Below are 22,808 nucleotides of genomic sequence, written 5' to 3'. Positions count from 1 at the left end.
CGGACTACGGGAGCTGCGGGGGCGCGATCAGTTCGAGGAATCCACCGAGGGCACCTTCGAGGTAGATGATGCGCGTGCCGGCTCGGGCGCCACCGGTCATCCGGTGAGGTGTCCCCACCGGTCTCCAGCCGTGTCCAGCGCAGAGCTCGAGGACACGATCGAGGTCCGAGACCGTGAGCGCGATGTGCACCGTGCCGACCTGTGCGGGCGAGCCGGCGGACTCGAGCTGTCGGGGCGGGTCGTACTGCAGCAGCTCCACCCGGTGGGGGCCGAGGGTCACCGTCGCTGCGCGGATCACGGCTCCACGGACGCCGGTGGTCGCCGCCGTGACGTCGAGGTCGAGCGTGAAGGTGCGCTCGAGCACGAACCCGAGACCGAAGCACCACAGCACCAGCGCGTCGTCGAGGTCGGCCACGGTGAGACCGGAGTGAGCGACGTCGGAGACGAGCGGTGATGCCATGACCTCAGTATCGAGCTCCGACACGCCTGCCTGAGGATGTGCGGCACTCCTCACCCGCCCTGGGTGAGGCCGGTGATGAGGTTGATGGCGACGGCGACGACGAAGGTGCCGAAGAAGTAGGACAGCAGGGCGTGGGCCAGGGCTACGCGGCGTGAGGGGGTGGAGGACTGGGTGATGCTGCTCGCGCTGTAGGCCATCCCGATCGAGAACGCGGTGTAGGCGAAGTCGCTGTAGGACGGGTCCTCGTCCTGGTCGAAGTCGAAGCGGTGGCGGTCGTCGAGGTAGTACATGCGCGCGTACTTGAAGGCGTAGACGGTGTTGACGAGCGCCCAGGCCGCGACGACCCCGACGACCGCGAGGATCGCGGCCGCGGATCCGACGGGGTCCTTCTGCTGGCTGCGGAGGAGTGCGACGACTACGAGGACGAGGCTGAAGAAGGTGGCGGCGATGATGAGCGAGTCGACCAGCTTCCGGGATCGGTCCTCGTGGCGGGCGAGGTCGCGGGTGCGTTCCGGGCCGGCCGGCCACGCCGTCGACCAGGCCCAGACGAGGAACACCGCCGCGGCGATCGCCCAGCGGAGCAGAGGCGACAGATCGGGGACCGCAGTGGACCCTGAGCGCTCGGGCCGGAGATCCTTCAGACGGGCACGATCGGCCCCAGCACATTGAGCGCGACGACGGCCACCAGCTGGACGACGCCCGCGGTGACCAGTCGACCACCGAGGTGCGATGTGTCAGCGGGCCGCTCGGTCACCGAGCCGATCCGTACTGCTCCCGACGTCGTCCGGCACGTGAGTCGGGATGTCGCCCACCTGGCAGCCGAGGACCTCGCAGATGGCGTCGAGTGCTGAGGCACTCACACCATCCTCCTGCGAAGAGGGGGCGGTGTCAGCCGGAGAGGGCAGTGCCCGAGAGCGGGTGGGTCAGTCGTCGTCGCTGTCGGGCGCGGGTGCCTGATCGGTGCTGGTGCTCGAGGTGGAGTCGGACCAGACGGCTTGTGCGCCGGAGTCGCCGATGCGGATGACGTCGATGGTTGCTCCGACGGAGATGGCGATCGCTGCGACGGCGAGCACGATTCCGACGAGGGGGCGGCGGGTGGTGGCGGCTCGGTCCTCGGTTCGTCGCGTGCGGCGGAACCAGAGCAACTGGACCAGGGCGACGAGGAACAGGCCGGCAGCCCAGGGGAGCAGGTGGTCGCCGAGCTCGGTGTGCTTCTCGAGGATCGCGGACGGCTCCGTCTGTCGTTCGAGCGCTTCACCGGCCTGCGTGGTGAGCGGGACGGCGATCAGCGCGGCGAGGGCGATGATCGGGGTGAGGATCCCGAACTTGCGGCGGGCGGCCGGCCAGAGGCTGCCGAGGACGAGCATCAGTGCGGCGAGGGGGAGCAGAACCACGACGGCGTGCACGAGGAGCGGGTGGAGGGGGAGGCCGTTGATCTGCCAGTCGTTCATCGGGGGCGCCTTCGGTCGAGAGGGGGGCTGTCCTCGTGACGCTAACGCGCCCCGCCCTGCGCGCTCTGCCGTTGGACGTGTTCGTGTGAGCCCTCGAACGATCACTCGCCCGTCCTCCGAGCCGACTCCCCGCTTCACCGCCGATATGCGAGGAGCCGACCGAGCGGAGTCAGGACGTGTGCCGGCTCGCCGGTGCGATCAGGCGGCGGAGCCGGTCGGTCACGAGAAGGGCACCGGCGGCGTCGATGGTGAGGACGTCGACGTCGAAGCGGTCGGTGACGGTGTCGAGCGTCCCGACGCCGCCGGCGAGGATCGCGGTCGCGAGGACGTCGGCGGTGACGATGTCCTCGGCGATCACGGACACCTGCACGAAGGGGACGTCACCGGGCTCGGCAGGTCGGCGCCAGACGTGCTCTCCGCGTTCGGCGGTCCCGGAGGTGGCGATCGCGCGGCGACCGTCGCCGAGGGGGACGATGCAGAGCAGCGCCTGCCGGTCGCCGGGATCCACGATCCCGATCGTCCAGCTGTCGGCGGGCGAGGTGAGGACGTCTCCCCCGACATCGAGGAGCCATTCGCCGTCGCCGAGCAGCCGGGCCGCGTGCGCCATGGTGGTCGCTTTGACGGTTCCGGCGAGGTCGATGACCCCGTCGGGCCGGTGCGGGGTGAAGGCGCCGTCCGTCGCCGTTCGCCAGTGCAGCGATTCGGTGTAGGCGGTCCGCATCTGCTCGGACGCGGCCGTCAGCGCGAGCTCGCCGCGGGCGATCCGGGACGCCTCCGACTCCGGCCGGTACAGGCTGAAGCGGGCGTCGGCGTCGGCGAAGACGGCTTCGACGTCGCCGACCGGGGTGTCGTCGGCGGCGAGCAGGCTGACGACGGTGCCCATCGTCGTGAACGTGTGCACGGTCAGAGTCCGGCCTGGTCGATCGCCGATTGCAGGGAGGTGAGGTACCCGTCGCTGGTGTAGGTCGCTCCGCTGACCGCCTGCACGTTCGCGGACTGGGCGGCGAGGACTTCTTGACGCAGGATCGGCGCGGCCCGGTGCGAGATCGACACGGACCGGCCGTCCTTGTCCGTGAGGTGCACGGCCGTGACGTCGGTGATCTGCCCGCCGGCGACGGTGATCGCGACCTGCACAGCGCCGAAGCGAGTCGGAACAGCTGAGCCGGTCCACGTGCCGTCGGCCGAGGCGGACGGGCTCGCAGTGGCCGTCGAGCTCGTACCGGCCGACGGCTCGGTGGGCGCGCCGGCGGAGGGCGTCGTCGAGGCGGGGGCGCCGGCCGGGGTCGGCGTGGTCACCGCGGGAGCCGCTCCTTCCGTGGCTGTGGTGGCGCTCGTCCCGGTGGCGAGCGGGGACCCGGTGGCGCCGGCGGATCCCATCTGCCAGCCGCCGACGAGGACGGCGAGGGAGGCGAGGACGCTGGCGACTGCTGCTCGTGTTCTCACCAGTCGAACCTCTCCACGTGGATCTGCCGGTCGGGCAGGCCTGCCGCTCGCGCGTCGCGGACGACGAGGTCGGCCCAAGCGGTGGGACCGCAGACATAGAGGTCGGAGTCGAGCAGGCCGGGCAGCGCGGAGGTGATCGTCACACCCCGAGCGACGGACTCGGCGGACATCCACGTCGCGAGCCCCGCGGGCCGGCGGCCGATCATCCCGAACAGCGCGCCGCGGCTGCTGCGCACCAGGGTCTGCGTCTCGTCCCAGAGGTAGGTCTGGGAGTCGTCGGTGGCGCGCAGCAGGACGGTGGCCTCGCCGGGTCGGAGGCCGCCGTGCTCGAGGAGCGCCCGGGCGGGGGTGATGCCGATGCCGGCGGCGATGATCGCGAGGCGCGGGGCGGTGCGGGCGACGTCGGTGAAGATCCCGTAGGGGCCCTCGATCGAGACCGCAGTCCCGAGGCGCAGTCGTGCGAGGCGGTCGGTCCCGGCTCCGAGTGCGCGGACGGTGATCCGCGCGCGGGTGTCGGTCGGGACGGCGGAGAAGGAGATCGGGTGCGCGTGCCACCAGGTGCCGCGGCTCCAGAACCGCCAGATCGCGTACTGCCCGCCGATCACGCCGAGGCGTGCGAGGTCGCGGCCGGAGAGGTGGATCGAGAAGACGCCGGGGGCGATCGTCTCGACGGCCTCGACCCGGATCCGGTGCCGCAGGGTCGCGAGCACGGGCACCGCGAACCGGAACCAGGCGATCGCTCCGAACGCCAGGACGTAGAGGGCGATCCAGTAGACGCGCTGCGGGGTGCTCTCGGCGAGGACCTGGCCGGCGGAGAGCTGGTGGGGGACGGCGACGAGGACGGCCGCGTAGCTGAGCAGGTGGATCGCGTGCCACGCCTCGTAGGCGAAGCGGCGGCGCACGGCGACGAGGGAGGTGACGACGACGAGAACCAGCAGGGTGCTGCCGAGCAGCGCCAGGAGCATGTCGGCGCCGGAGTACAGAGCGAGTGTCTCGTTCCACAGCGTCAGCCCGTCGGTGAGGGCGTAGCCGACGGTGAGCAGGGCACCGTGCCCGAGGATCAGAGACAGGGCGGGCTTGCCGAGGCGACGGTGCAGCGCCATCGCGGTGTCCTGGCCGAAGGTGCGATCGATCCAGGGGATCCGGGCGGCGAGGACGAGCGTGACCAGGATCAGGTCGGTGCCGACGAGGCCGGCGACGATCCCTGCGGCCGTGAGAGCTCCGGCGATATCGGTGGCCTCCGCGGGCCCGCCGGCTGCGAGGTAGAGCGCGATGGCGAGGGCGACCGAGACCCAGCTGGCGGTGACGAGCGCGTCCGCGGAACGCAGGCGCCGACGCAGGGATCGCTCGCGGTCGGCCTGCGACCGCCGCAGCGTGGTCGGCGCGTGGGGTGCGGGTGCGTTGGTCGGTCGGATCGTGGTGCTCACGGCGGCGCCCTCCGGTCGGTGTCGCATGCGCCGACCTCGGGTTTCCGGGGGCGCGCTCCTACCGTCGCGGGGGAGTCTTGGTGTCGACTATGAGGGATGCGTGCCGATTCCCCGCCGGAGTCCGATTCGTGTTCGAGGTCTCACATGTCACCGCTCGGGCAGCACGACCGTCACCCTCACTCCGGCGGGTCGACAGTTCTCGATGGTGACCGATCCGTCCGCGGTGTCAACGAGAGCTGCGACGAGGGCGAGCCCGAGCCCGCTGCCGCCGTCGCGGCTGGTGCGCGCCTCGTCGGGTCGAGAGAAGCGCTCGAACGCGTGCGGCACGAACTCCTCCGGGATGCCGTGCCCAGTGTCCCGGACGCTCAGCTCGAGGGTGGAATCGTGCTGCTCGAGGAGGAGGGTGATGCGTCCGGCAGGAGGTGTTGCGGCGATCGCATTCGCGCCGAGATTGTCGAGGATCCGCGAGAACGCGCTCACCGAGAGCGGGTAGGGCGCGTCGGCGCGCTCGATCGCGGTATCGAGCTCGATGTCGGGGCCGGTGCCGCCGGTGATCGTCCTCAGCCGGTCGACGGAGTCCATCAGCTCGGTCTCCAGCTCGCTCGCCGTCGCGCGCGCGGTGACGGGCGGGGCGGCGTCCAGCCGGGAGAGCTCCAGGAGGTTCGTCGCCAGGCGGGACAGGCGGGCGAGGGACCCCTCGGCGGCGCGGATCTCTTCTTCGAGGGCGTCCGCGTCGCCGAAGTGCCGGTGCGCGAGTTCGAGCTGGGTGATGACGACTGCCAGCGGCGTGCGGATCTCGTGGCTTGCCGCGGACACCATCTGCCGCTCCCGATCGGCGGTGTCCCGCGTCCGGGCGATGAACGCGTTCAACGTCTCCGCCAGATCCGACAGCTCATCAGTCGCCGGGCCTACGGGAAGCTCGCCGCCGTGCCGGTCGCCGAGCGACGCGGCGGTGCGGCGCATCCGCTCGACCGGACGCAGGGCGGCGCCGGTGAGCAGCCATGCGGCGAGGGCGGACAGGATCACGAGGGCCGCGGCGCTGACGAGCAGCGTCCGGTCCAGGGCCGCGACGGTCAGGTCGCTGCCCGCGCCGCTGCGAGCCGCCCACAGCTCCCACGTGCCCGCACTCGTGTCCAGGGTCCGGGAGACGATCGTGAACCGGACGTCCTCGTCGGTCATCACCGTCGAGGTGCCGTCGCTGCCGGTGCTGCGCTCCAGAACCTCGTGGACGTCGTGCGGCATCGTATCGACGGGGACCGCCCCGCCGGGAGCGCGCGCGAAGATCAGGATCCCCTCGGCCGGAGGGTCGGGGGTCTCGGTCGGGTCCGATCCCAGATCGGCGAGATACGGGGCGAGGTCGCCCTCGGCGAGGGTCACCTCGGACGCGACGACGATGCTGCGGAACTGCCCGTGCAGCACGAGGGTGATCACGCCGACCCCGATCAGCGCGACGAGGAGGCTGCCGAGGGTGATCCGGGAGCGGATCGACAGGGAGCGCAGCAGCCTCACTCGGCGCGCTCCAGCCGGTATCCGGCGCCGCGGACGGTCGTGATCCGGAGGCCTGTGTCGGCGAGGGCGAGCTTCTTGCGGAGGTAGCTGACGTACTGATCCACGAGGGTCGGCTCGAATGTCTCCGTAGACCCCCACACTTCGGCGAGGATCTCCGTCCGGGTCAGTACCTCATCGAGATGCACGGCGAAGAAGCGCAGCAGCGTGAGCTCCTTGACACTCAGCGCGAAGGGACGCTCTCGGACCGTCGCGCGCACGGACAGGGCATCCAGGCGCAGCGCTCCGATCTGGACCACTGGCTGCGGGCCGCTGGCTCGGCGCCGGATCTGTGCGCGGATCCGGGCGCTCAGCTCGCCGAAGTGGAACGGCTTCGTGACGTAGTCGTCGGCGCCCGAGTCCAGCCCGAAGATCCGGTCCTCGACGGCGTCCCGCGCCGTGATCAGCACGACCGGGACGGTGCTGCCCGACTCCCGCATCCGTCGGCAGACCTCGAACCCGGTCATCCCTGGCAGCATCACGTCGACGACGGCGACATCGACGTCTCCCGCGGTGAAGGCGATCAGCGCGTCGACGCCGTTGTCGACGAGCTGCACGTCGTAGCCGTCCTCCCGCAGTCCCCGCTCGACGAGGGCACCCATCTGCGGGTCGTCCTCGACGACGAGGATCCGGGACATCAGACTGCGCCGGACGTGCCGAGCAGCAGGCCGATCAGGAACGTCGCCGCGAGGGCCAGAGCGCCGCCGACGACGATGCGGATCATCGGGCGCAGAGCCGGGCTGCCGCCGACCCGTGCGCTGATGTATCCGGTCGCGGCGAGGGCGATCAGCACCACGGCGAAGGTCACCGGAACCCTCCAGTCCGGCGGAGGGAGCAGGATCGCCAGCAGCGGCAGCACGGCTCCCAGGAGGAACGCCAGCGCCGAGGCGCCGGCGGCGGCGAGCGGGCTGGCGACCGCTTCCTCGTTCAATCCGAGCTCCGCTTCCAGATGTGCGGTCAGAGCGTCGTTCTCGGTCAGCTCGCGGGCGACCTGATGCGCTGTCTCCGGGGTCAGGCCACGCGCTCGATAGAGCCAGGCGAGTTCTTCCAGCTCCCCGTCGGGATCCTCGGCCAGCTCGACCCGCTCCTTCGCGATCAGTGCGCGCTGGCTGTCGCTCTGGCTGCTCACCGACACGTACTCGCCGAGCGCCATCGAGATCGCACCGCCGACGACCCCTGCGACGCCCGCCGTCAGGATCGGTGCCGTGGCGGTCGTCGCTCCGGCGACACCCACGACGAGAGCGGCGACCGAGACGATGCCGTCGTTCGCGCCGAGCACGCCCGCTCGCAACCAGTTCAGCCGCCCTGAAATCGCGCTGTCGTGCGGTTCCGCGCGGGGCGAGGAGGGCTGAGGCGTGAATGGGGTCGACATGAGGGCCATGCAAGCACCCACCCCTCGGTAGCGCTAGCCAGGCGAGCCTGCCCGATCCCGTCAGTGCTGCACCGGCTGGGAAGAGACGAAGGGGAGAGGCAGAGCCCAGCGCCGGCCGGGAGTTAACCCATGCAGTCAGGGTGACACGGACCCCCGTCATTCGCACTCGGACAGAGTCATCGATGGTGCAGAGCCCCAGTCGAAGCGGCGATCTGCACACCTCGGTGGGCGAGGAGATGCGGACGGTGCCGGCGGGCTGACCGCTGTCAGCCGGTCTGCTGCGGGCCAGCAGGAAGCCCAACGGCTCCTAGGCTGACCCGATGAGTTCCCCGGCACTGACCCGCCCTTTCGTGGGTGTAGCGCGCATCGCCGTCGGTGCAGCCGCGGTCGCGGTGATCCTCCACACCTACGCGCTGAGCATCGCGGCCGGCGACCCGAATCCGTTCGACTACTTCGGCTACTTCACGAACCAGACCAGCCTCCTCGCGAGCGCGGTGCTCATCGTCGCCGGATCGGTCGCGCTCGCCCGCCGTCCGACGCCGGTGTGGCTGAGCTACGTCCGCGGCGCGGCGACGGCCTACTCGATCGTCGTCGCCGTGATCTACAACACCCTCGTACCCGGTACCGGGACGGCTCCGCCCTGGGTCAGCGCCGTCCTGCACGTGGTGCTCCCCGCGCTCGTCCTCCTCGACTGGATCGTCGTCGCCGACCGCGGACCGCTCTCCTGGCGCCGGCTGTGGGTGGTCCTGCCCTACCCGATCGTCTGGGTCGTCGTCGTGCTCGTCCGCGGAGCGACCGACGGGTGGGTGCCGTACGGTTTCCTGCTCCCCGAGAACGGAATGCCGTCGCTCGTCCGGCACGTCGCCGGGCTGACCTGCGCGGTGCTCCTTGCGGGCGCGCTCGTCTGGGCACTGAGCCGACGCCGCAGATCGGCCGGTTGATGTCCTGTCCTCCGTCGCCGTGAATCATGAGGCGTGCTGATTCCCGACGTCGGGCGCGTCACCTCTCGTGCGTCGCGGCTCGGCCGCGGCGGGCTCTGATCACGCGCGACACGAGATCGATGACCAGCAACCCCGACATCAGTTCAGTCTCGCGAACCCGAGCGCCTTGTGCGCGTCCCGTATGGGGATCGTCGAGCGATCACCTAAACGCCGATTCGTGGGCCGACGCACGCCGCATCGCGACGGCGGGACGATAGAACCCCTGGGAGCCGCCGTCTCTCACCATTCGTCGCCCAGCTTGCGGAGCCGGTTGTCCTCCGGCAGGGTCTGGCGCGAGAAGTCGTGCAGAACGTCGGACGACGCCGTTTCCTGTCCGTCGCGTTCAGCTCGTCGGATGGCCGCGAGGACGACGCATGTCACAGCCACGATCAACGCCGCAGCAGTCGTCAACGTCATCCATGTCGGCTGAACGGTCGAACCGTCCGAGCACAGCGGGTTCCAGAGGAACCCCTTTCCGGTCAGGCTGCCTCCGCCGCGGGTCCGGCACGTCTCGCTCGGGTCCCACATGTAGATGGAGGCAACCGCTCCCATGACGGCTGCGAGACCGCCGAAGACCAAGGCGAGAACGACGGGCGTCGCTGCACTCGGTCGCGGGGGCTCTCCAACGGTCATCGGGACATCATGCACTGCACTTCACGGGATCGATCAAGAACCGGAACAACAGAGGCGGCTGCGAGCGCCCCGCAGGGAGGTCATCGCGCAGCGACACTTCACCGACACGCAGAATCTCGTCCGAAGGGAAGCGGAACGGGTTGAGGGAGAGCAGGTCATCCGCCGTCATCCCCGCTCCTCCCTTTCTCGTGAGGTTGGGGCGACCGGATGGAGTGGCCGCAGTTCCCTCAGGGGCCACAGCGCATTGCTCGTGGCCGGGCTCGTGGATGAGCCCAGAGAGCGCGGACGCCCTTTCGTCGTCGCGGGAGCGACGATCGCGGCTGCAGCCGTTCTCTGCGCTCCCGTGTACGACGCCGGTCTAGCCGTCCTCCGGACCGAGGGGGACGTGCCGACAGCTGCTCTCGGTGCGCCCGCCCGACGCGATGATCCCGAACAGCTGTCGAGCCAGCTCGGAACGACGCCGCAAGCGCGCATCAGCTACGGGCAGCGGTAGGTCTTCGCGAAGTCGGTTGCCGTGAACTGCCTTCCCTCGGTCATGGAGTTCAGTGACGGGCAGATGTCGTTGTTGTGCGCCGCCGCTACGAAGGGGGTCGCTGCTTGTGGGACGCAGCCGTAGTCCTGGTCGGGCTGGTCGAGGATGCGCAGCTGACCTGTCTCCCCGGCGGCGAGGTGAAGATCGGACCAGGAGCAGGACCAGGTGAGTGAGGCTCCGGTGTCGTTGGTGATGCTGACGTAGTGGGAAGGGCCATGCGCTCCGAACAGCAGATCACCTACCCACAGAACCGCGGCCGCCACGACGGCTAGAGCGCCCAGCGCGATCGACAGTCTCACCGACCGTCGTTGGCGGGGTGGCGTCTGCCGGTCCGGCGAGAGCCCGCTCGGATCCCAACTGTCCAGACCTTCAACCACGGCGTCTCCCCTCAATGGGCGAGAAACGGCCTCGACCGCTGCCCAGCTCGAGTCCGCCCACGGGAGAAGAGTAGGCGTGATGCGGCTCTCACCACGAGGAGCAACCGGCTCGCGACCGAGAGCGTCCGCAAGGCGATCGTTCACAGACGCATTGCGGGACCGGCGATGTTCGTTCGTGAAGTTTGAGACGAAACCGTGCTCTGAGGGCATTCACTACTGAGGGGGTGATGTCGGATGGTCGGTGCTGCTGAGGTGACGCTGGTAAATCGTCTTCGCGGCGGTGACCCGTCGGCGCTGGATGCTCTCTTCCGGATGCACGGCCGCGCGGTCTACCGGGCCGCGGGAAGCTTCCTCGCGGACGCCGGTCATGCCGAGGACGTCGTGCAGGAGAGCTTCTTCCTGCTCTGGCAGCGCCGCTCGGGCGTGCGCATCGTGGGGGAGTCGGTGCTGCCCTGGCTGCTGGTCACGGTACGCAACCTCAGCTGCTCGACCAACCGCCGCGAGCAGCGCCGACGCCACCTGCCCCTCTCCGACGACACCGCCTCTCGCGGCGTCGACGCGGAGACGAGCGACCGGCTGCTCGACGTGCGGCGTCTGGTCGAGCAGATGAGCGCGACGGACCGGGCGATCTGGACGGCGTGCATCGAGGACGACCTCAGCTACAGCGATGCCGCTCGCTCCCTCGGCCTGTCCCACGGGACTGTCCGCAACCGCCTCTCGCGGGTGCGGACATCACTGGCGAGAACCCTGACGGAACGGACAGAAGACCATGGACGATCCTGACCTGAGCGACGAGCAGCTCGAGCGCATCAGCGCACGCCTCGCGCACCGCATCCGCCGCCGCCGACGTCTCGGCCAGGCCGCGGCGGTGACCCTCGCCGGCATCGCGGGCGCGATTCTCAGCGTCGCTGTCCTCACGGCGGTGACGACGGAGCGCGGCACTCCGGTCGCAGCGCCCGTCACCTGCTGGGAACAGGACGGGCAGGGCGTCGCCCTGTCGGGCGAGATTCAGACGCCCGCGAAGCAGTCCACTGCATCGCTCGCAGCGGCGTGTGCTGCGCTCGCTGGGACCGACGCAGACGGGACGGACGCCGCCTTGTTCTCCCTCGCAGGAACGCAGGTGTGCCAAAAGGGCGGCCGGATCGAGATATTCACGGGACTGACCACCGCGGTCGACTGCACCAACCCGCCCGCGACGCAGACCGGAGTGGACCAGTGACCGTCAGGCGGGCGAGAGTCCTCCCCCTCATAATCCTCTGCCTCTCCGCGGCGCTCCTCGTCAGTGGATGCGCGACGAGCGCCGGCAGCCCCGGTTCCCCACCGACGACGCAGATACCCGGCGAGCTGCTCAGCGCCGAGGACGCGACCAGGTCCGTCTACGAGACCACCGCTGTCATCGGCGATCAAGGATCAGGCGGATGGCTGCTCGATCACCCCGTCAGTCTTCGCATCATCGGCATCGACGGCCGGTCGCAGCTCAGTGTCGACGGGCCGTGCAACACGCTGACCTACGACCTCCAGTCCGCGGGTCTGCAGACCTCCGTATGGGTGGTCACCGGAGGCCCCGCGACGACGTACGTCGGCTGCCTCGACGCCGCCGACGAACGAGAGCAGTGGCTCATGGACGTGCTGGGCGCCGAGGACGTCAGCCTCACCCAGACCTCCACGACGATGCGCATCCGCTCCGGCCCCGTCACCATCGACGCCACCGCCAGCACGACCCCCATCTCCACCGAGACGCCTGCCCAACCAACGGAGACGACGGAGGCCCTGACACCCACCGTCCCGACACAGGGCCCGCCGGGCACCCCCATCGCCGCCGCCGCCTCTGAGGGGCCGATCATCGACGTCCAGCAGCTGACAAATCCGGCGCTCGACCTGGCCAACGGCACCGGAGTCCAGCTCTCGACGCTCAGTGCGGAGGAGAAGAAGCAGTACCCGATCTACGCGGTCGGAACCACGTACGAGGAGCTCGCCGCTTATGACCCCGCTCTCGCGGACCACTACTGGGTCGCACAGGACGAGCCGGTCTGGGCGCTGACCGTGCACGCGCCCGCGGAGAGAACAGACGTGCCCTATGGCTTCGACCTCCATCGGGTGGACGTCTTCACCGCCGTCTACGACGGGATCAGCGGAGAGCTCCTGACGTCACAGGGCGATGTCGACCTCGCGTCTCTCGGTGCGCCCGGCGAGCTGATCACCGCCGGATAGATCCTTAGTTACCGTCCGTATGGGAATCCCCAAACGGGACGCCAGAGGCGATGCGGATGAGGCGAAGCGCGCGATTGCTTGGTGGCGCGCTCGCTACGCTCACGTGATGGTCGGCCTCTCGCAGTGGCGCCGGCGAGCTGACGCTCGCCGTTCGCTCCGCGCCCGGTTCCGGGTTCTGCTCGCTGAGGTTTGTGGTGAGTGCTCGCACCCCTGGGTGGAGCACCTCGCGGACGCCGGCCTGGTCGGCAGCCCCGTGTGCTCGGAGTGCGTCTACGAGCTCGAGCATGGGTTCAGTAGCGGACCGATTTGTCACCGACCGGTTCCGATCGATGTGTTGAGTCGCGCTGATGCCGCTGCGGCGGCGGCAGGGCAGGGCGGCAGTGATCAATCGGTCGGAGGAGGCCAGATTCGGGTCGCAAAAGAAGACCGTGACGCCTCTTCGATCGCGACCCTGCGCGAAGCGACAGCCGCTCTCTTCTTCGGGCTGGTCCAGCCCAGAGATGTCATCGCTCTGGCGGCAGATCTTCTCGCAGCGGGGAGTGACGGCGTGTCCCTCGTCGCACTCGCGTCTCTCTACTCCAGCGCCACTCCCGCCGACGCTTTCGACCTCAGCTTCGCGGCACTCATCGAGGCGGGCGCGCGACCGCTAGATCGGGACGGGGAAGAGATCCCGCTTCTCGCGCTGCGCGTCGCATGCCTCCGGTTGCTCGACGGGGACTGGGATCTCCGCTCCTTCTCCTCCTGGGTGCACGACCGCATTGGCCACGAAGGACCGGCAGCTGCGCAGCCCCTTGTCGAGGTCGATGACGAGCTCGACGCACGAGGCATCGGAGCCGGCGAGCGATACCGCCAGAAGGTCCTTCGACTCGCCGCCACCTTCCTCGCTGACACAGAAGGACCGGCGAGCGAGGGCCACTAGCGAATCCGTCCGGTGCACGATCGTCAACCGGTCAGTTCCGAGGGCTGGTGTCACCCCAGAGGTCTGTGGGTAAGCACGGCGGTCGGGTCGGGAGACCCGTAACCGAACTCTCCACCAGTGGCTTACCTCACCCGGGTAGGTCCGCGGTGCGTGCTGGCACCGGGGACGTCCCAGGAGGACAGGAGGCCGAGCATCGAGCGCTTGTCCTCGAGGTCGGGGTTCCGGGTCAGGAGGAGGTGCAGATTTCGGACGATGAGGTCGAAGTGCTCTCCCTCGGTCCGCCCTCCGGGGCGGGAGAGAGACGACGCCTCGGCTGGCCAGAGCGAGTCGGTGCCGAGCATCATCTTGACTGGGTACACGCTGACGCCAACCTGCACAGTGACGGGGTAGTAGGAGTTCGTGACGTCCTGTCGTCTCGGTGGGGCCGCGAAGCTCACGAGTTCTGCTGCGGGTACGTCGTATGTGAAGCCGCTCGCGGTCCACAGCTCGAACATCCAGTCGGTCCACAGCCCTGAGTCGTCGGGGACGCCCTCGACGTTCGAGTCGCGCTCCATACTGCAGAACAAGGTCCACATGTCGAGTCCCGTGAAGCCGACCATCTTCTCCACGAAAGCTCGCAGGGCGCGGTCAGCCGTCTCGGCGTCGTAGAGCAAGCTGATGTCGTCAGTCACGAGCGCTCCTCTTTCTTTTTGGTCAACGTGGATGGGCGTGGCCAGGCGAGTACGGCTCAAGGGAGTCCCACGGGCTGTTGCTGCTAGTGCGAGTGGTTTGGCCTACTTTGCCCAGCGACGAAGGCGGCGCAGCGTCTTGGGATCTGCGCGCACAATGCCGACGTCCCGATGGAACCGGAATTGAGGGGGAGCATCGACCAGCTCCAGTGCGGCGCGTGCCGAGCGCTGGATCGTGTCGGAGTCGCCTGTTGATCGCCGCCGACGGGCGAGCTCGCGGCCGCACTGCCCCGAGGACGCCGCGCGGCTCGTCGGGTGGAGTCGCGCGACGCTCTACCGCCACCAGGCCAATGCCTCCCGATGGGCGGCTACGGGGCGCCCGGACAATTTGAGCTAGTCCGGCCAGCGACAGGCGCTGCTACGCCTGAATTGACTCTGACTCATAGAAGGGTTTCGGGGGATCCTATTCCGACCGCACCCGCGCCGTGAACCGGCTGCGCGCCATCCTGGTCCACTACTTTCCGTCGCTGGAGGGTGCGTTCAACTACGCGACGACGAGGGGACCGCTGGTGCTGCTCACCCGGTACGCGACGCCCTGAGCGATCCGGCGGATGGGGGAGAGCAGGTTGACGGCATGGTTGAAGGGGCAGGGCTGCTGGAAGTCCACGGCGGTGGCCGAAGTCGCGGTCGATGCCGCGCGCGAGCAGACCTCGGCCGTCGCTGGGGGGGCGGCTGCGGCTCGGCTGGTGAGCCGGTCTGCGCACGACCTGCTGCGCATCCGGGACGAGCTGGCCGAACTCGAGGCGGAAATGGATGCCGTGCTTCAGGGCAGTCCTTCTGCGGAGCTCTTGGTTTCGATTCCTGGATTCGGCCGAAGGCTTGCTGCAGACTTCCTCGCCGCGACCGGCGCCGACCTCGCCGCGTTCGAGACGCCCGACCGACTGGCCAGCTTCGCGGGCCTCGCTCCTGTGCCTCGTGACTCCGGCAAGATCTCCGGCAAGCACCACCGGCCCCGCCGCTACGACCGGCGTCTGCTGAACGCCTGCTTCCAGGCGGCATTCATCGCCTCGAGAAACTGCCCAGTCTCTCGCTCGTTCTACGAACGCAAGCGACAGGAAGGCAAGTCTCACAAGCAGGCACTGATCGCTCTCGCTCGGCGACGAATCAACGTGATCTGGGCGATGTTCCGTGACCAGACCCGTTACAGCCCTCCACCCACAGACCCCGCCGGTTCCGCATCGCTAACGCTGCGGGCCTCGCCTCCTCCCGAGCCCACGGTCGCCACGGCGACTGGTTCTTCATGATGACGCCGGGACGAGATACGGCTCGCGATGGTGTCGATGAGCGGACCCGATGCGAACGTCGGCGAGCTCGGCAAGAAGTTAGGGCGGGGACAGGCCGGGAGCCGTTGTGTGGATGTACAGCGGTTCACGGCGGCGAGCCAGCTTCAATGGCAGCGTCAATTTCTAAGGTAAGCCTCACCAAACTTCCGGTGAAAGGTGATGCTGCGTGCTTTCGAATTATCTGATCGCTCTTCGGGAGGGCCTCGAAGCGGGCATCGTTGCCGGCGTCCTGATCGCCGCGCTGACGAAAACCGGCCGCCGGCACCTGATCCCTGCATTGTGGCTCGGCGTCGCTTTCGCGATCGCCGTCTCGCTCGGAGTTGGCGCGGCGCTGACGTGGGGTCCGTACGGTCTCAGTTTTCAGGCGAAGGAGATCCTCGGTGGGACGCTGTCGGTCCTGTCGGTGGCTCTGGTGACATGGATGATCTTCTGGATGGCGCGCAACGCCCGCACCCTGAAGGGCGATCTCGAGGGACGAGTAGCGATCGCGGGCGGTGCTCTCGGGGTCGCGGTCCTCGGCTTCGTGAGCGTCGCGCGCGAGGGCGTCGAGACGGCACTCTTCCTGTGGGCGGCCGTGTCCTCGAATCAGAACGCTGGAGCCGCGGCGTGGGGCGCGGTCCTCGGTCTGCTCACGGCGGCGGTCCTCGCCGTCGTCCTGTCGCTCGGCTTCGTCCGGATCGATCTGGGCCGCTTCTTCGCGTGGACTGGATGGTTCCTGGTGATCGTCGCGGCGGGCGTGCTCGGCTACGCCGTGCACGATTTCCAGGAGGCCGGCCTCATCCCCGGAGAGGGGAATGCGCTGTTCGACATGTCGTCGCTCATCCCGCCGACGAGCTGGTACGGGGTCGTCCTGGCAGGAATCTTCAACGTCGCGCCCGATCCCAGCGCCGCCCGCTTCGCCGCCTGGCTCGGGTACCTCGTCGTGGTCGGGACGCTCTTCGGTGCGCAGCTACTGCGCCGGAGTGCTCCTCGTCCGGTCGTCGTCGGGGTAACGGGATAGAGCCGGCCTCGACACTTCGGTGTCCGAGGCGGAAGGGCGTCGACCGGCTGGACGCAGAACGCCCCCGGCGTCCCAGCGTCCCAGGGAGGGAGCGGGGCACCGGGGGCGGTTCGCGGAAGAGGAGGTCTCTCGCTCCGACCTCTCTACTTCCCGGTCAGGGTGGTCAGCAGGTCCTGGATGCTCGTCGTCTCGGCGGCAGGGTCGGGGCTGCTGGAGCGGACGGAGGAGAGAACGGGGTCGATCTGCTGGTCGACGTAGGTCCACGTCTGGCAGTTCGCGGCGCTCAGTGCGGGCTCCGCGTCGTCCCAGGCGGTCTCAAGGTCGGTGGCGCGGGCTTTCGCGCCGGCCTGATCGCCGCTGGTGACGAGGGCGAGGGTGTCGGCGGTGATCGTCTGGAAGTTCTGCACGTCGGCGGAGGGGAAGTCGGTCTGAACGGATGCCTTCGCGTCAGCTGCGGACAGCGTTCCCGACGCATCGCAGGCCGGGGCTGCGCCTTCCGGTGCCGGACTGGTGTGCGGCTGGCTGTTGGTGAAGGCGAGCAGCCCGACGACGGCGACGGCGAGGACCGCGAAGGCGACGAGTGAACGGCGTTCGCGGGCGACTGGCGTGGTGTAGTGCTCGGATGCGCCCTTGTCGACATCGGCCTTGCTGAGGGAGAGGTAGACGACGGTGGCGAGGATCGCGAGCAGGAAGATGATGCTGGTGACGAAGGTGCCGAGCCCGAGGCCCTGCTCGTCGGGGGACAGGCCGAGCCAGTCGCCGATATTGGCGCCGAGGGGGCGGGTGAGGATGTAGGCGATCCAGAACGCGAGGACCGGGTTCGCGCCGTAGCGCCAGAGGCCGGTGACGATCGCGAGCAGCGTGAGGGGCAGGAGGATCGAGACGCCAGGGCCCCAGCCGGTGAGCTCGAGAGTCCAGTCGCCGAGGGCGGTGCCGAGCGCGAAGGTGACCAGGACGGTGACCCAATAGAACGCCTCCCGCGGGGTGGTGTCGATGCTGTGGATCGAGAGGGTGCGCTCCTTCGAATACCAGACGCCGAACACGATCACGAGCAGCAGCGAGAAGACGAGGGAGCTGGCCCAGAGAGGCACTCCGAGCTGGTCGGTGAGGATGTCGGTGAGCAGGGTGCCGGTGACGCTCATCACCACGACAGTCAGCCAGTACGCGGCGGGCACGTAGCGTCGCAGCCGCATCTGCACGGCGAGCACGACCGCGGTGACGATGATGAAGATCACAGCCGTCGCGATGAGGCCGACGCCGAGGACCATGTTGATCCAGTCGGCGAAGCTCTCACCGACCGTGGTGCAGAGGATCTTGATTATCCAGAACCAGATCGTGACCTCGGGGACCTTGCTGAGCAGCCGCCGGCCGCGGGACGGTGCTGCCGTCGTTGAGATGTCCATGCCCGCAGAGTCCCAGCCGGGACGTGGGCGGCGGCTCGGGATGCGCCGTGCTGCGTTGTGTTTGCTCACAACGACCCGAAGCTCCGCGGTTCGACCAGGTCGGTACCGAGCCGATGGGCTCAGGTTCTGTGCTTTCACAACGGATGCGGGGGAATCCTCCGCACCCGGAGCCCGCGCATTCGTAGCGTGGACTCCTCCGGCGTGCTGCGCGCCGAGCGAGGAGGACGGAACTGATGCCGAACAGCGGACCCCTGGCCGATGGTGCGATCGCCTATCGGGCGGCGCGACGCTGGCCGCTGATCTCGGCGGGCCTCGCGGTGCTGCTCACGGGACTTCTGGCCGCGCTGATCTTCTACCGGGAGCACGACAAGCCGTTCGGGTTCGACACCGCCTGGATGAACGAGATCATCGAGCACCGGTCGACGTTCTGGTTGGTGCCGTCGCTGGTGATGAACAGCCTCGGCGGCGGGATCGTCGGCACGATCGTGATTCCGCTCGTCGTGTTCGTGGGGCTGCTGGTCTGGCGGGGTCGGTGGGCGGCGACGTACTTCGCGATCGCCGCGCCGCTGAGCGGGCTGCTGGTGCAGATCCTCAAGAACGCTGTCGGTCGTCCGCGGCCGCTGGAGATCCTCGTGAACGCCGACTTCGGCTCGTTCCCCTCCGGCCACAGCGCGAACGCCGCCACGACCGCGATGGTCCTCGCGATCGTCTTCCCGCTGTGGTGGGTCCGCATCGCCGGAGCCCTTTACACGGTGGCGATGATGCTCAGCCGCACCTACCTCGGTGCGCACTGGATCTCCGACACCGTCGGCGGGCTGCTCCTGGGCGCCGGGGTGGCGTTGATCGTCTGGGCGCCGCTCGCGGTCAGGCTGCACACCGAACGTGCTGCATCACCGTCGTTCCGTTGGCGGCGCTTCTCCGGGCACCGTCCGACCAGATGACGGCGGAAGGCAGCGGGCAGCGCTGCCGGTGAGCGGGTCGCTGTGCGCTTGTTCAACGGACCCGGCGAAGCCCCCAGCCCCGGGTACCGCAGGCTGCCCGAGCATGGCGGCATGACGCATCTCACCGATCAGCGCCGCCCTCCGCTCCCTCGGATCCGCTCACATCTCGTCGCCGGCCGGTACGCCGCCTCGACGGTGCCCGAGGCGACGGCGCTGTTCTGGATCCTCAAGGTGCTGACGACGGGGATGGGCGAGACGGCGTCGGACTTCCTCGCGACCGCGTTCGACCCGGTGATCGTGGTCGGCGCGACCGGGCTCGCGTTCCTCGCGGCCCTCGGGCTGCAGTTCGCGGTCCGCCGGTACATCCCGTGGGTGTACTGGTTGGCCGTGCTGATGGTGAGTGTCTTCGGCACGATGGCCGCCGACGTGCTGCACGTGGTCGCCGGGGTCCCGTATCTCGTCTCCACTCTCGGGTTCGCGCTGGCTCTCGCGGCGGTCTTCGTCGTGTGGTGGCGGGTGGAGCGGACGCTGTCGATCCACTCGATCACGACGCCGCGCCGGGCCGCGTTCTACTGGCTCGCCGTCTCCGGGACCTTCGCGCTCGGCACGGCCGCGGGCGATCTGACCGCGTCGACGCTCGGGTTCGGCTACCTGCCGTCCGCGGTCCTGTTCGCGGCGGTCATCGCGGTGCCGGCGCTCGCGCACCGGTTCACGGGGCGGAACGCGGTCCTCGCGTTCTGGGCCGCCTACGTCGTCACGCGACCGCTCGGCGCCTCGGTCTGCGACTGGCTCGCGGATCCGGTCGACCGGAAGGGCCTGGGCCTGGGCACCGGCCCGGTCACGCTCGCGGCCCTCGCGGTGTTCCTGCTGCTGGTCGCGGTGATCGCGCTCCGCCGACCGCGCGCGGCCGTCACGGCGACCCCCTGAGCGCTGGGCTCAGGCGTCGCGTCCGGCGCGGTTCTGCTGCCGCCAGTAGGTGAGGGCGATGCCGGCGAGGCTGATCACGACGATGCCGACGAGGACGATGTCGATGTACTTCCCCACGAAGTCCGCGACGCCGGGGATCTGCCCGAGGAAGAAGCCGAGGAGGATCACGCCGGTGGACCAGACGGCGGCGCCGAGGGCGTTGAAGCCGACGAAGTGGCCGTAGTGCATCTTCCCGACGCCCGCGGCGACGGGGGCGAAGGTGCGCACGACCGGGACGAAGCGGGCGATGGTGACCGCCCAGCCGCCGAACCGGTCGAAGAACGACTGGGTGCGGGCGACGCTCGAGCGGCTGAAGAGGCCGCTGTCCTTGCGCTCGAAGATCCGCGGCCCGCTCGCGCGGCCGATGACGAACCCGAGCTGGTCGCCGAGGAACGCGGCGGCGGCGACCATCAGGATCACCAGCGGCACCGGCAGGGAGATCACGCCGGTCGCGACGAAGACACCGGTGAAGAAGAGCAGGGTGTCACCGGGGAGGAAGAACCCGATCAGCAGGCCCGTCTCGACGAAGGCGATCAGGCAGACCAGGGCGATCGCCCAGGGGCCGGCGCCGTCGAGGAGGGATTGGGGGTCGATCATCGGTTCTCCTTGCGAGAGGTCGGGTGGGGCTGCGTCGCGGGGATGCGGACGTCGACACCGAGGCCGTGGGGGGCGAGGTTGCGGAGTCGGAGCTCGCCGCCGGCGGCGCGGCTGAGACCGGCGACGATCGCGAGCCCGAGGCCGGCGCCGCCGTCGCGGGAGCGGGCGGCGTCGGGGCGGGTGAAACGGTCGGTCGCGACCGCGAGGAACGCGTCAGGAACGCCCGGGCCGTCGTCGTCGACGGAGAGGACGATCTCTTCGGCGCGCTCGACGAGGGTCGCGCTGACGCTGCCGCCGTCGGGCGTCGCAGTGACGGCGTTCGCGAGCAGGTTGTCCAGGATCCGGCCGAAATCGGTCGGGGAGATCGGGTACCGGGCGGCGACGATCGAGGCGGGGGCGACGAAGTCGATCGCGAGGTCCCGCTCGCGGGCGAGCATCCGGGCGCGGTCGACGCTGTCGGCTACCTCCTCCCGCAGAGCCGCCGAGGAGGCGTCGCCGGTAGCGATGCCCGCGTCGATCCTCGACAGGATCAGCAGCCCGTCCGTCAGGGACTGCAGGCGGTCGATCGAGCGGCGCGCGTCGACGACATCGGCGTAGAGAGCCGCCGGATCGTCGCGGACCCGCTCAGCGAGCTCGAGCCGGGTGCGCAGCGCGGCGAGCGGGGTGCGCAGCTCGTGGCTCGCGTCGGCGACGAGCCGCCGCTCCCGGTCCGCCGACTCCCGCAGGTCCGCGATCAGCGCGTTCAGGGTCGAGGCGAGGTCGGAGAGCTCGTCGCGGGCGGGCCCGACCGGGAGCAGCTCGGTGGAGCGTCCCTGGCGCAGCCGGTCGGCGATCGCGCGCATCCTGCCGACGGGGCGCAGCGCGAGGCCGACCAGGACCCAGGACGTCACAGCGAACGCGACGAACAGGATCGCGAGGGCGATCAGGAGCGTCGTGCTGACGCCGCCGACGACGGCCTCGGCGGTGTCGCGGCTCTCCTCGATCAGCGCCTGCGACGCTCCCGAGCGGACCAGCTCGATCGTGGAGGCATCGAGGATGTGATCGAGCTGCTCGCGCACGACGACCGCGACGATCCCGAAGAACAGCATCGCGACCAGCAGGCTCGACACCGTGATCCGCACCCGGATCGACAGGGACCGCCAGCTCACGGCGTCACCCCGAGGCGATAGCCCGCACCCCGTCGGGTGAGGATCTCGACCGACGCCCCGCCCGCGGCCAGCTTGCGGCGGAGGTAGCTGATGTACTGCTCCGCGATGTTGTGGTCCACGAACTCCGCCGACCCCCACACCTCGAGCAGGATCTCCTCCCGCGGCACGAAGTCCCCGGCGCGCGCCGCGAGCGCGCGGAGGACGCCGAACTCCTTGGGGCTCAGAGGCAGGACGGCGCCGTCGACCGTCGCGGCGTGCGCGTAGGGGTCGACGCGCAGATTTCCCAGCACGACCGGTGCCCGGTTCGTGAGGTGCTCTCTGCGGATCATCGCTCGGAGGCGGGCGGAGAGCTCCTCGAAGTGGAACGGTTTCGCGAGGTAGTCGTCGGCGCCCGCGTCGAGGCCGAACACGCGGTCCTGCAGGGCGTCGCGGGCGGTGAGCATGATCACCGGGAGCGTGGCACCGCTCGCGCGCAGGTGCCGGCAGATCTCGAAGCCACTCATCCCCGGGAGCATCACGTCGAGGATCGCCGCGGAGTAGTCCGCTTCGCGCGCCGAATTGAGCGCGTCGACCCCGTTCGAGAACAGGTCGACGTCGTAGCCGTCGCCGGTGAGGCCCCGCTTGATGAGCTCGCCCATCTCGACGTCGTCTTCGACGACCATCACCGCGTCACGCATCCAGGCCTCCTACGGTCATGCTCGCACCCGTGGCGCGGCGGAACCGGCCTACTCCGCGGAGATATGCGGCTTCTCAGCGGTACGCACTGCATACAAAGGCAGCACGTGCGGCCCGATGGAGCAGCACGCCCCTGGTGCGCAGACGATCTCGGACGCGGGCACCGACATGGACGCCGACCTGCAGTCGGCGCGGTGTTGTGCGCTGCGCGCAGTTTTTGCCTGGAAGCCTTCGGCAACGTACGGGCCTCCGGCGTCCACGCAAGCCGCTGCGCGGCCGGCTCCTCCGACGTTCTCGGCACGCGGTCGCTGCGCTCCCTCACATCGCGCCGACAACCTCTCCTCCTCCGCCCTCCGGGTTGCGCTCCCACCTCCGACCCTGCTCGGCACTACGTGCCTTCCAGGCAAAAAAACGCTGGGAGAGAAGGAAGAACAACCGAGCCAGACCACCCCCGCTGGCTTGACAAACCTGATTGAGAATCCTTACCCAGACCGGACACACCGACGCCGCCGAGAAGTGGGCCGAGCTGCACGCCTGGTCCCCGGTCAACGACGAGCACGACCCGCACCGCGGCGACCGGTGGGACGACTGATGCTCACCGTCTAATCGAAACCGTCATGCGTGCAGTGCACCATGACCTACCGGGTGCTCGAGAAGAAGGGCATCGAGTACACCACCGTCGACATCACCACCAACCCCGCAGCGCTCGCGTACGTC

Annotated in this window: 28 protein-coding genes and 1 pseudogene; 10 read left to right on the top strand and 19 right to left on the bottom strand. The window is 69.4% G+C overall.

Annotation, left to right across the window (positions count from 1 at the left end; translation table 11 throughout):
* Positions 1-4: 4 nt before the first annotated feature.
* The 10 genes from C5C53_RS12580 to C5C53_RS12535 all read right to left on the bottom strand — a co-directional run bounded on the left by C5C53_RS12580 (position 5) and on the right by C5C53_RS12535 (position 7,698).
* The gene (locus C5C53_RS12580; RefSeq protein ID WP_104267687.1) at positions 5-460 is read right to left on the bottom strand and encodes a VOC family protein; all 456 of its coding nucleotides are present in this window, start codon (positions 458-460) and stop codon (positions 5-7) included.
* A 50-nt stretch (positions 461-510) separates the two neighbouring features.
* Positions 511-1,044, bottom strand: a complete 534-nt coding sequence (locus tag C5C53_RS12575) for a DUF1345 domain-containing protein (protein WP_258069161.1) — start codon at positions 1,042-1,044, stop codon at positions 511-513.
* 150 nt (positions 1,045-1,194) lie between these two features.
* Entirely contained in the window at positions 1,195-1,320 is a 126-nt protein-coding gene (locus C5C53_RS17620; protein WP_181127764.1) for a helix-turn-helix transcriptional regulator, read from the bottom strand.
* 63 nt (positions 1,321-1,383) lie between these two features.
* Positions 1,384-1,911, bottom strand: coding sequence for a DUF2231 domain-containing protein (locus C5C53_RS12565; protein WP_104267684.1), 528 nt, complete (start codon positions 1,909-1,911; stop codon positions 1,384-1,386).
* 169 nt (positions 1,912-2,080) lie between these two features.
* On the bottom strand, positions 2,081-2,812 hold the full coding sequence (locus C5C53_RS12560) for an FAD:protein FMN transferase (protein ID WP_258075425.1): 732 nt from the start codon (positions 2,810-2,812) through the stop codon (positions 2,081-2,083).
* A gap of 2 nt (positions 2,813-2,814) precedes the next feature.
* Positions 2,815-3,354 carry an FMN-binding protein gene (locus C5C53_RS12555; RefSeq protein WP_258075424.1) on the bottom strand — a complete coding sequence of 180 codons (540 nt, stop codon included), beginning with the start codon at positions 3,352-3,354 and terminating at the stop codon, positions 2,815-2,817.
* The gene (locus tag C5C53_RS12550) at positions 3,351-4,781 is read right to left on the bottom strand and encodes a ferredoxin reductase family protein (protein WP_258075423.1); all 1,431 of its coding nucleotides are present in this window, start codon (positions 4,779-4,781) and stop codon (positions 3,351-3,353) included. Before C5C53_RS12550 ends, C5C53_RS12555 begins: the two co-directional genes overlap by 4 nt.
* A gap of 147 nt (positions 4,782-4,928) precedes the next feature.
* Positions 4,929-6,290 (bottom strand): cell wall metabolism sensor histidine kinase WalK, encoded by a 1,362-nt coding sequence (locus C5C53_RS12545; RefSeq protein ID WP_104226517.1) that lies wholly within the window; start codon positions 6,288-6,290, stop codon positions 4,929-4,931.
* Positions 6,287-6,964 carry a response regulator transcription factor gene (locus tag C5C53_RS12540; RefSeq protein ID WP_104226516.1) on the bottom strand — a complete coding sequence of 226 codons (678 nt, stop codon included), beginning with the start codon at positions 6,962-6,964 and terminating at the stop codon, positions 6,287-6,289. The genes C5C53_RS12545 and C5C53_RS12540 overlap by 4 nt, the downstream gene beginning before the upstream one ends.
* Positions 6,964-7,698: a VIT1/CCC1 transporter family protein gene (locus tag C5C53_RS12535; RefSeq protein WP_258063407.1), complete on the bottom strand. Its 735-nt coding sequence runs from the start codon at positions 7,696-7,698 to the stop codon at positions 6,964-6,966. The genes C5C53_RS12540 and C5C53_RS12535 overlap by 1 nt, the downstream gene beginning before the upstream one ends.
* Before the next feature lie 320 nt (positions 7,699-8,018).
* On the opposite strand from C5C53_RS12535, the gene C5C53_RS12530 reads away from it, so the two are divergent.
* Entirely contained in the window at positions 8,019-8,639 is a 621-nt protein-coding gene (locus tag C5C53_RS12530; protein WP_104267682.1) for a Pr6Pr family membrane protein, read from the top strand.
* A 279-nt stretch (positions 8,640-8,918) separates the two neighbouring features.
* Here C5C53_RS12530 and C5C53_RS12525 read toward each other — a convergent pair whose 3' ends face one another.
* From C5C53_RS12525 to C5C53_RS12520, 3 genes are all read right to left on the bottom strand, one after another.
* Positions 8,919-9,311 carry a hypothetical protein gene (locus C5C53_RS12525; protein WP_104267681.1) on the bottom strand — a complete coding sequence of 131 codons (393 nt, stop codon included), beginning with the start codon at positions 9,309-9,311 and terminating at the stop codon, positions 8,919-8,921.
* Between the two features lie 7 nt (positions 9,312-9,318).
* The gene (locus C5C53_RS17165; RefSeq protein WP_181068051.1) at positions 9,319-9,480 is read right to left on the bottom strand and encodes a hypothetical protein; all 162 of its coding nucleotides are present in this window, start codon (positions 9,478-9,480) and stop codon (positions 9,319-9,321) included.
* 308 nt (positions 9,481-9,788) lie between these two features.
* The gene (locus tag C5C53_RS12520; protein ID WP_104267680.1) at positions 9,789-10,142 is read right to left on the bottom strand and encodes a hypothetical protein; all 354 of its coding nucleotides are present in this window, start codon (positions 10,140-10,142) and stop codon (positions 9,789-9,791) included.
* Between the two features lie 312 nt (positions 10,143-10,454).
* Here C5C53_RS12520 and C5C53_RS12515 point away from each other — a divergent pair, with 312 nt between their 5' ends.
* The 4 genes from C5C53_RS12515 to C5C53_RS12500 all read left to right on the top strand — a co-directional run bounded on the left by C5C53_RS12515 (position 10,455) and on the right by C5C53_RS12500 (position 13,350).
* Positions 10,455-11,003, top strand: coding sequence for an RNA polymerase sigma factor (locus C5C53_RS12515; RefSeq protein WP_104267679.1), 549 nt, complete (start codon positions 10,455-10,457; stop codon positions 11,001-11,003).
* The gene (locus C5C53_RS12510) at positions 10,990-11,439 is read left to right on the top strand and encodes a hypothetical protein (RefSeq protein WP_104260259.1); all 450 of its coding nucleotides are present in this window, start codon (positions 10,990-10,992) and stop codon (positions 11,437-11,439) included. The genes C5C53_RS12515 and C5C53_RS12510 overlap by 14 nt, the downstream gene beginning before the upstream one ends.
* Positions 11,436-12,431, top strand: a complete 996-nt coding sequence (locus C5C53_RS12505) for a hypothetical protein (RefSeq protein ID WP_104267678.1) — start codon at positions 11,436-11,438, stop codon at positions 12,429-12,431. Before C5C53_RS12510 ends, C5C53_RS12505 begins: the two co-directional genes overlap by 4 nt.
* Before the next feature lie 214 nt (positions 12,432-12,645).
* Positions 12,646-13,350 (top strand): hypothetical protein, encoded by a 705-nt coding sequence (locus tag C5C53_RS12500; protein ID WP_104267677.1) that lies wholly within the window; start codon positions 12,646-12,648, stop codon positions 13,348-13,350.
* Positions 13,351-13,472: 122 nt separating this feature from the next.
* Here the strand turns inward: C5C53_RS12500 and C5C53_RS12495 are convergent, their stop codons facing one another.
* Entirely contained in the window at positions 13,473-14,021 is a 549-nt protein-coding gene (locus tag C5C53_RS12495; RefSeq protein ID WP_104267676.1) for a hypothetical protein, read from the bottom strand.
* Positions 14,022-14,562: 541 nt separating this feature from the next.
* Entirely contained in the window at positions 14,563-14,685 is a 123-nt protein-coding gene (locus C5C53_RS17495) for a hypothetical protein (protein WP_258075422.1), read from the bottom strand.
* Positions 14,686-14,689: 4 nt separating this feature from the next.
* On the opposite strand from C5C53_RS17495, the gene C5C53_RS12490 reads away from it, so the two are divergent.
* Both C5C53_RS12490 and efeU read left to right on the top strand, forming a co-directional pair.
* Positions 14,690-15,322, top strand: a complete 633-nt coding sequence (locus C5C53_RS12490; RefSeq protein ID WP_181127763.1) for a transposase — start codon at positions 14,690-14,692, stop codon at positions 15,320-15,322.
* 205 nt (positions 15,323-15,527) lie between these two features.
* Positions 15,528-16,361: an iron uptake transporter permease EfeU gene (efeU, locus tag C5C53_RS12485; RefSeq protein ID WP_104267674.1), complete on the top strand. Its 834-nt coding sequence runs from the start codon at positions 15,528-15,530 to the stop codon at positions 16,359-16,361.
* A 143-nt stretch (positions 16,362-16,504) separates the two neighbouring features.
* On the opposite strand, the gene C5C53_RS12480 is transcribed toward efeU, so the two are convergent.
* Entirely contained in the window at positions 16,505-17,764 is a 1,260-nt protein-coding gene (locus C5C53_RS12480; RefSeq protein WP_104267673.1) for a hypothetical protein, read from the bottom strand.
* A gap of 233 nt (positions 17,765-17,997) precedes the next feature.
* On the opposite strand from C5C53_RS12480, the gene C5C53_RS12475 reads away from it, so the two are divergent.
* Together C5C53_RS12475 and C5C53_RS12470 are read left to right on the top strand one after the other, a co-directional pair.
* Positions 17,998-18,705 carry a phosphatase PAP2 family protein gene (locus C5C53_RS12475; RefSeq protein WP_181127762.1) on the top strand — a complete coding sequence of 236 codons (708 nt, stop codon included), beginning with the start codon at positions 17,998-18,000 and terminating at the stop codon, positions 18,703-18,705.
* 111 nt (positions 18,706-18,816) lie between these two features.
* Positions 18,817-19,632 carry a hypothetical protein gene (locus tag C5C53_RS12470; RefSeq protein ID WP_104267672.1) on the top strand — a complete coding sequence of 272 codons (816 nt, stop codon included), beginning with the start codon at positions 18,817-18,819 and terminating at the stop codon, positions 19,630-19,632.
* Between the two features lie 9 nt (positions 19,633-19,641).
* Here C5C53_RS12470 and C5C53_RS12465 read toward each other — a convergent pair whose 3' ends face one another.
* From C5C53_RS12465 to C5C53_RS12455, 3 genes are read right to left on the bottom strand one after another with little or no spacing between them, the layout of a single operon-like run.
* Complete coding sequence (locus tag C5C53_RS12465) at positions 19,642-20,268, bottom strand: DedA family protein (protein WP_104267671.1); 627 nt, start codon at positions 20,266-20,268, stop codon at positions 19,642-19,644.
* Positions 20,265-21,416 carry a HAMP domain-containing sensor histidine kinase gene (locus C5C53_RS12460; RefSeq protein ID WP_258059421.1) on the bottom strand — a complete coding sequence of 384 codons (1,152 nt, stop codon included), beginning with the start codon at positions 21,414-21,416 and terminating at the stop codon, positions 20,265-20,267. Before C5C53_RS12460 ends, C5C53_RS12465 begins: the two co-directional genes overlap by 4 nt.
* A complete protein-coding gene (locus C5C53_RS12455; RefSeq protein ID WP_104223238.1) occupies positions 21,413-22,093 on the bottom strand; it encodes a response regulator transcription factor in 681 nt (226 codons plus the stop codon). Before C5C53_RS12455 ends, C5C53_RS12460 begins: the two co-directional genes overlap by 4 nt.
* Positions 22,094-22,709: 616 nt before the next feature.
* On the opposite strand from C5C53_RS12455, the pseudogene C5C53_RS12450 reads away from it, so the two are divergent.
* A pseudogene (locus C5C53_RS12450) lies at positions 22,710-22,808 on the top strand (glutaredoxin domain-containing protein); the annotation flags it as partial.

It is taken from the genome of Rathayibacter sp. AY1E3 (genome assembly GCF_002932235.1).
Taxonomy (GTDB): domain Bacteria; phylum Actinomycetota; class Actinomycetes; order Actinomycetales; family Microbacteriaceae; genus Rathayibacter.
The sequence above is the reverse complement of the archived record's forward strand: the minus strand, read 5'-3'. Positions and strand labels throughout refer to the sequence as shown.

Excerpts from the sequence above, each read along its gene's own strand:
- C5C53_RS17165 (WP_181068051.1), bottom strand. The coding sequence starts at position 9,480 with ATGACGGCGGATGACCTGCTCTCCCTCAACCCGTTCCGCTTCCCTTCG.
- C5C53_RS12580 (WP_104267687.1), bottom strand. The coding sequence starts at position 460 with ATGGCATCACCGCTCGTCTCCGACGTCGCTCACTCCGGTCTCACCGTG.
- C5C53_RS12515 (WP_104267679.1), top strand. The coding sequence starts at position 10,455 with ATGGTCGGTGCTGCTGAGGTGACGCTGGTAAATCGTCTTCGCGGCGGT.
- C5C53_RS12525 (WP_104267681.1), bottom strand. The coding sequence starts at position 9,311 with ATGACCGTTGGAGAGCCCCCGCGACCGAGTGCAGCGACGCCCGTCGTT.
- C5C53_RS12470 (WP_104267672.1), top strand. The coding sequence starts at position 18,817 with ATGACGCATCTCACCGATCAGCGCCGCCCTCCGCTCCCTCGGATCCGC.
- C5C53_RS12455 (WP_104223238.1), bottom strand. The coding sequence starts at position 22,093 with ATGCGTGACGCGGTGATGGTCGTCGAAGACGACGTCGAGATGGGCGAG.
- C5C53_RS12475 (WP_181127762.1), top strand. The coding sequence starts at position 17,998 with ATGCCGAACAGCGGACCCCTGGCCGATGGTGCGATCGCCTATCGGGCG.
- C5C53_RS12480 (WP_104267673.1), bottom strand. The coding sequence starts at position 17,764 with ATGGACATCTCAACGACGGCAGCACCGTCCCGCGGCCGGCGGCTGCTC.
- C5C53_RS12465 (WP_104267671.1), bottom strand. The coding sequence starts at position 20,268 with ATGATCGACCCCCAATCCCTCCTCGACGGCGCCGGCCCCTGGGCGATC.
- C5C53_RS12565 (WP_104267684.1), bottom strand. The coding sequence starts at position 1,911 with ATGAACGACTGGCAGATCAACGGCCTCCCCCTCCACCCGCTCCTCGTG.
- C5C53_RS12535 (WP_258063407.1), bottom strand. The coding sequence starts at position 7,698 with ATGTCGACCCCATTCACGCCTCAGCCCTCCTCGCCCCGCGCGGAACCG.
- C5C53_RS12530 (WP_104267682.1), top strand. The coding sequence starts at position 8,019 with ATGAGTTCCCCGGCACTGACCCGCCCTTTCGTGGGTGTAGCGCGCATC.
- C5C53_RS12540 (WP_104226516.1), bottom strand. The coding sequence starts at position 6,964 with ATGTCCCGGATCCTCGTCGTCGAGGACGACCCGCAGATGGGTGCCCTC.
- C5C53_RS12510 (WP_104260259.1), top strand. The coding sequence starts at position 10,990 with ATGGACGATCCTGACCTGAGCGACGAGCAGCTCGAGCGCATCAGCGCA.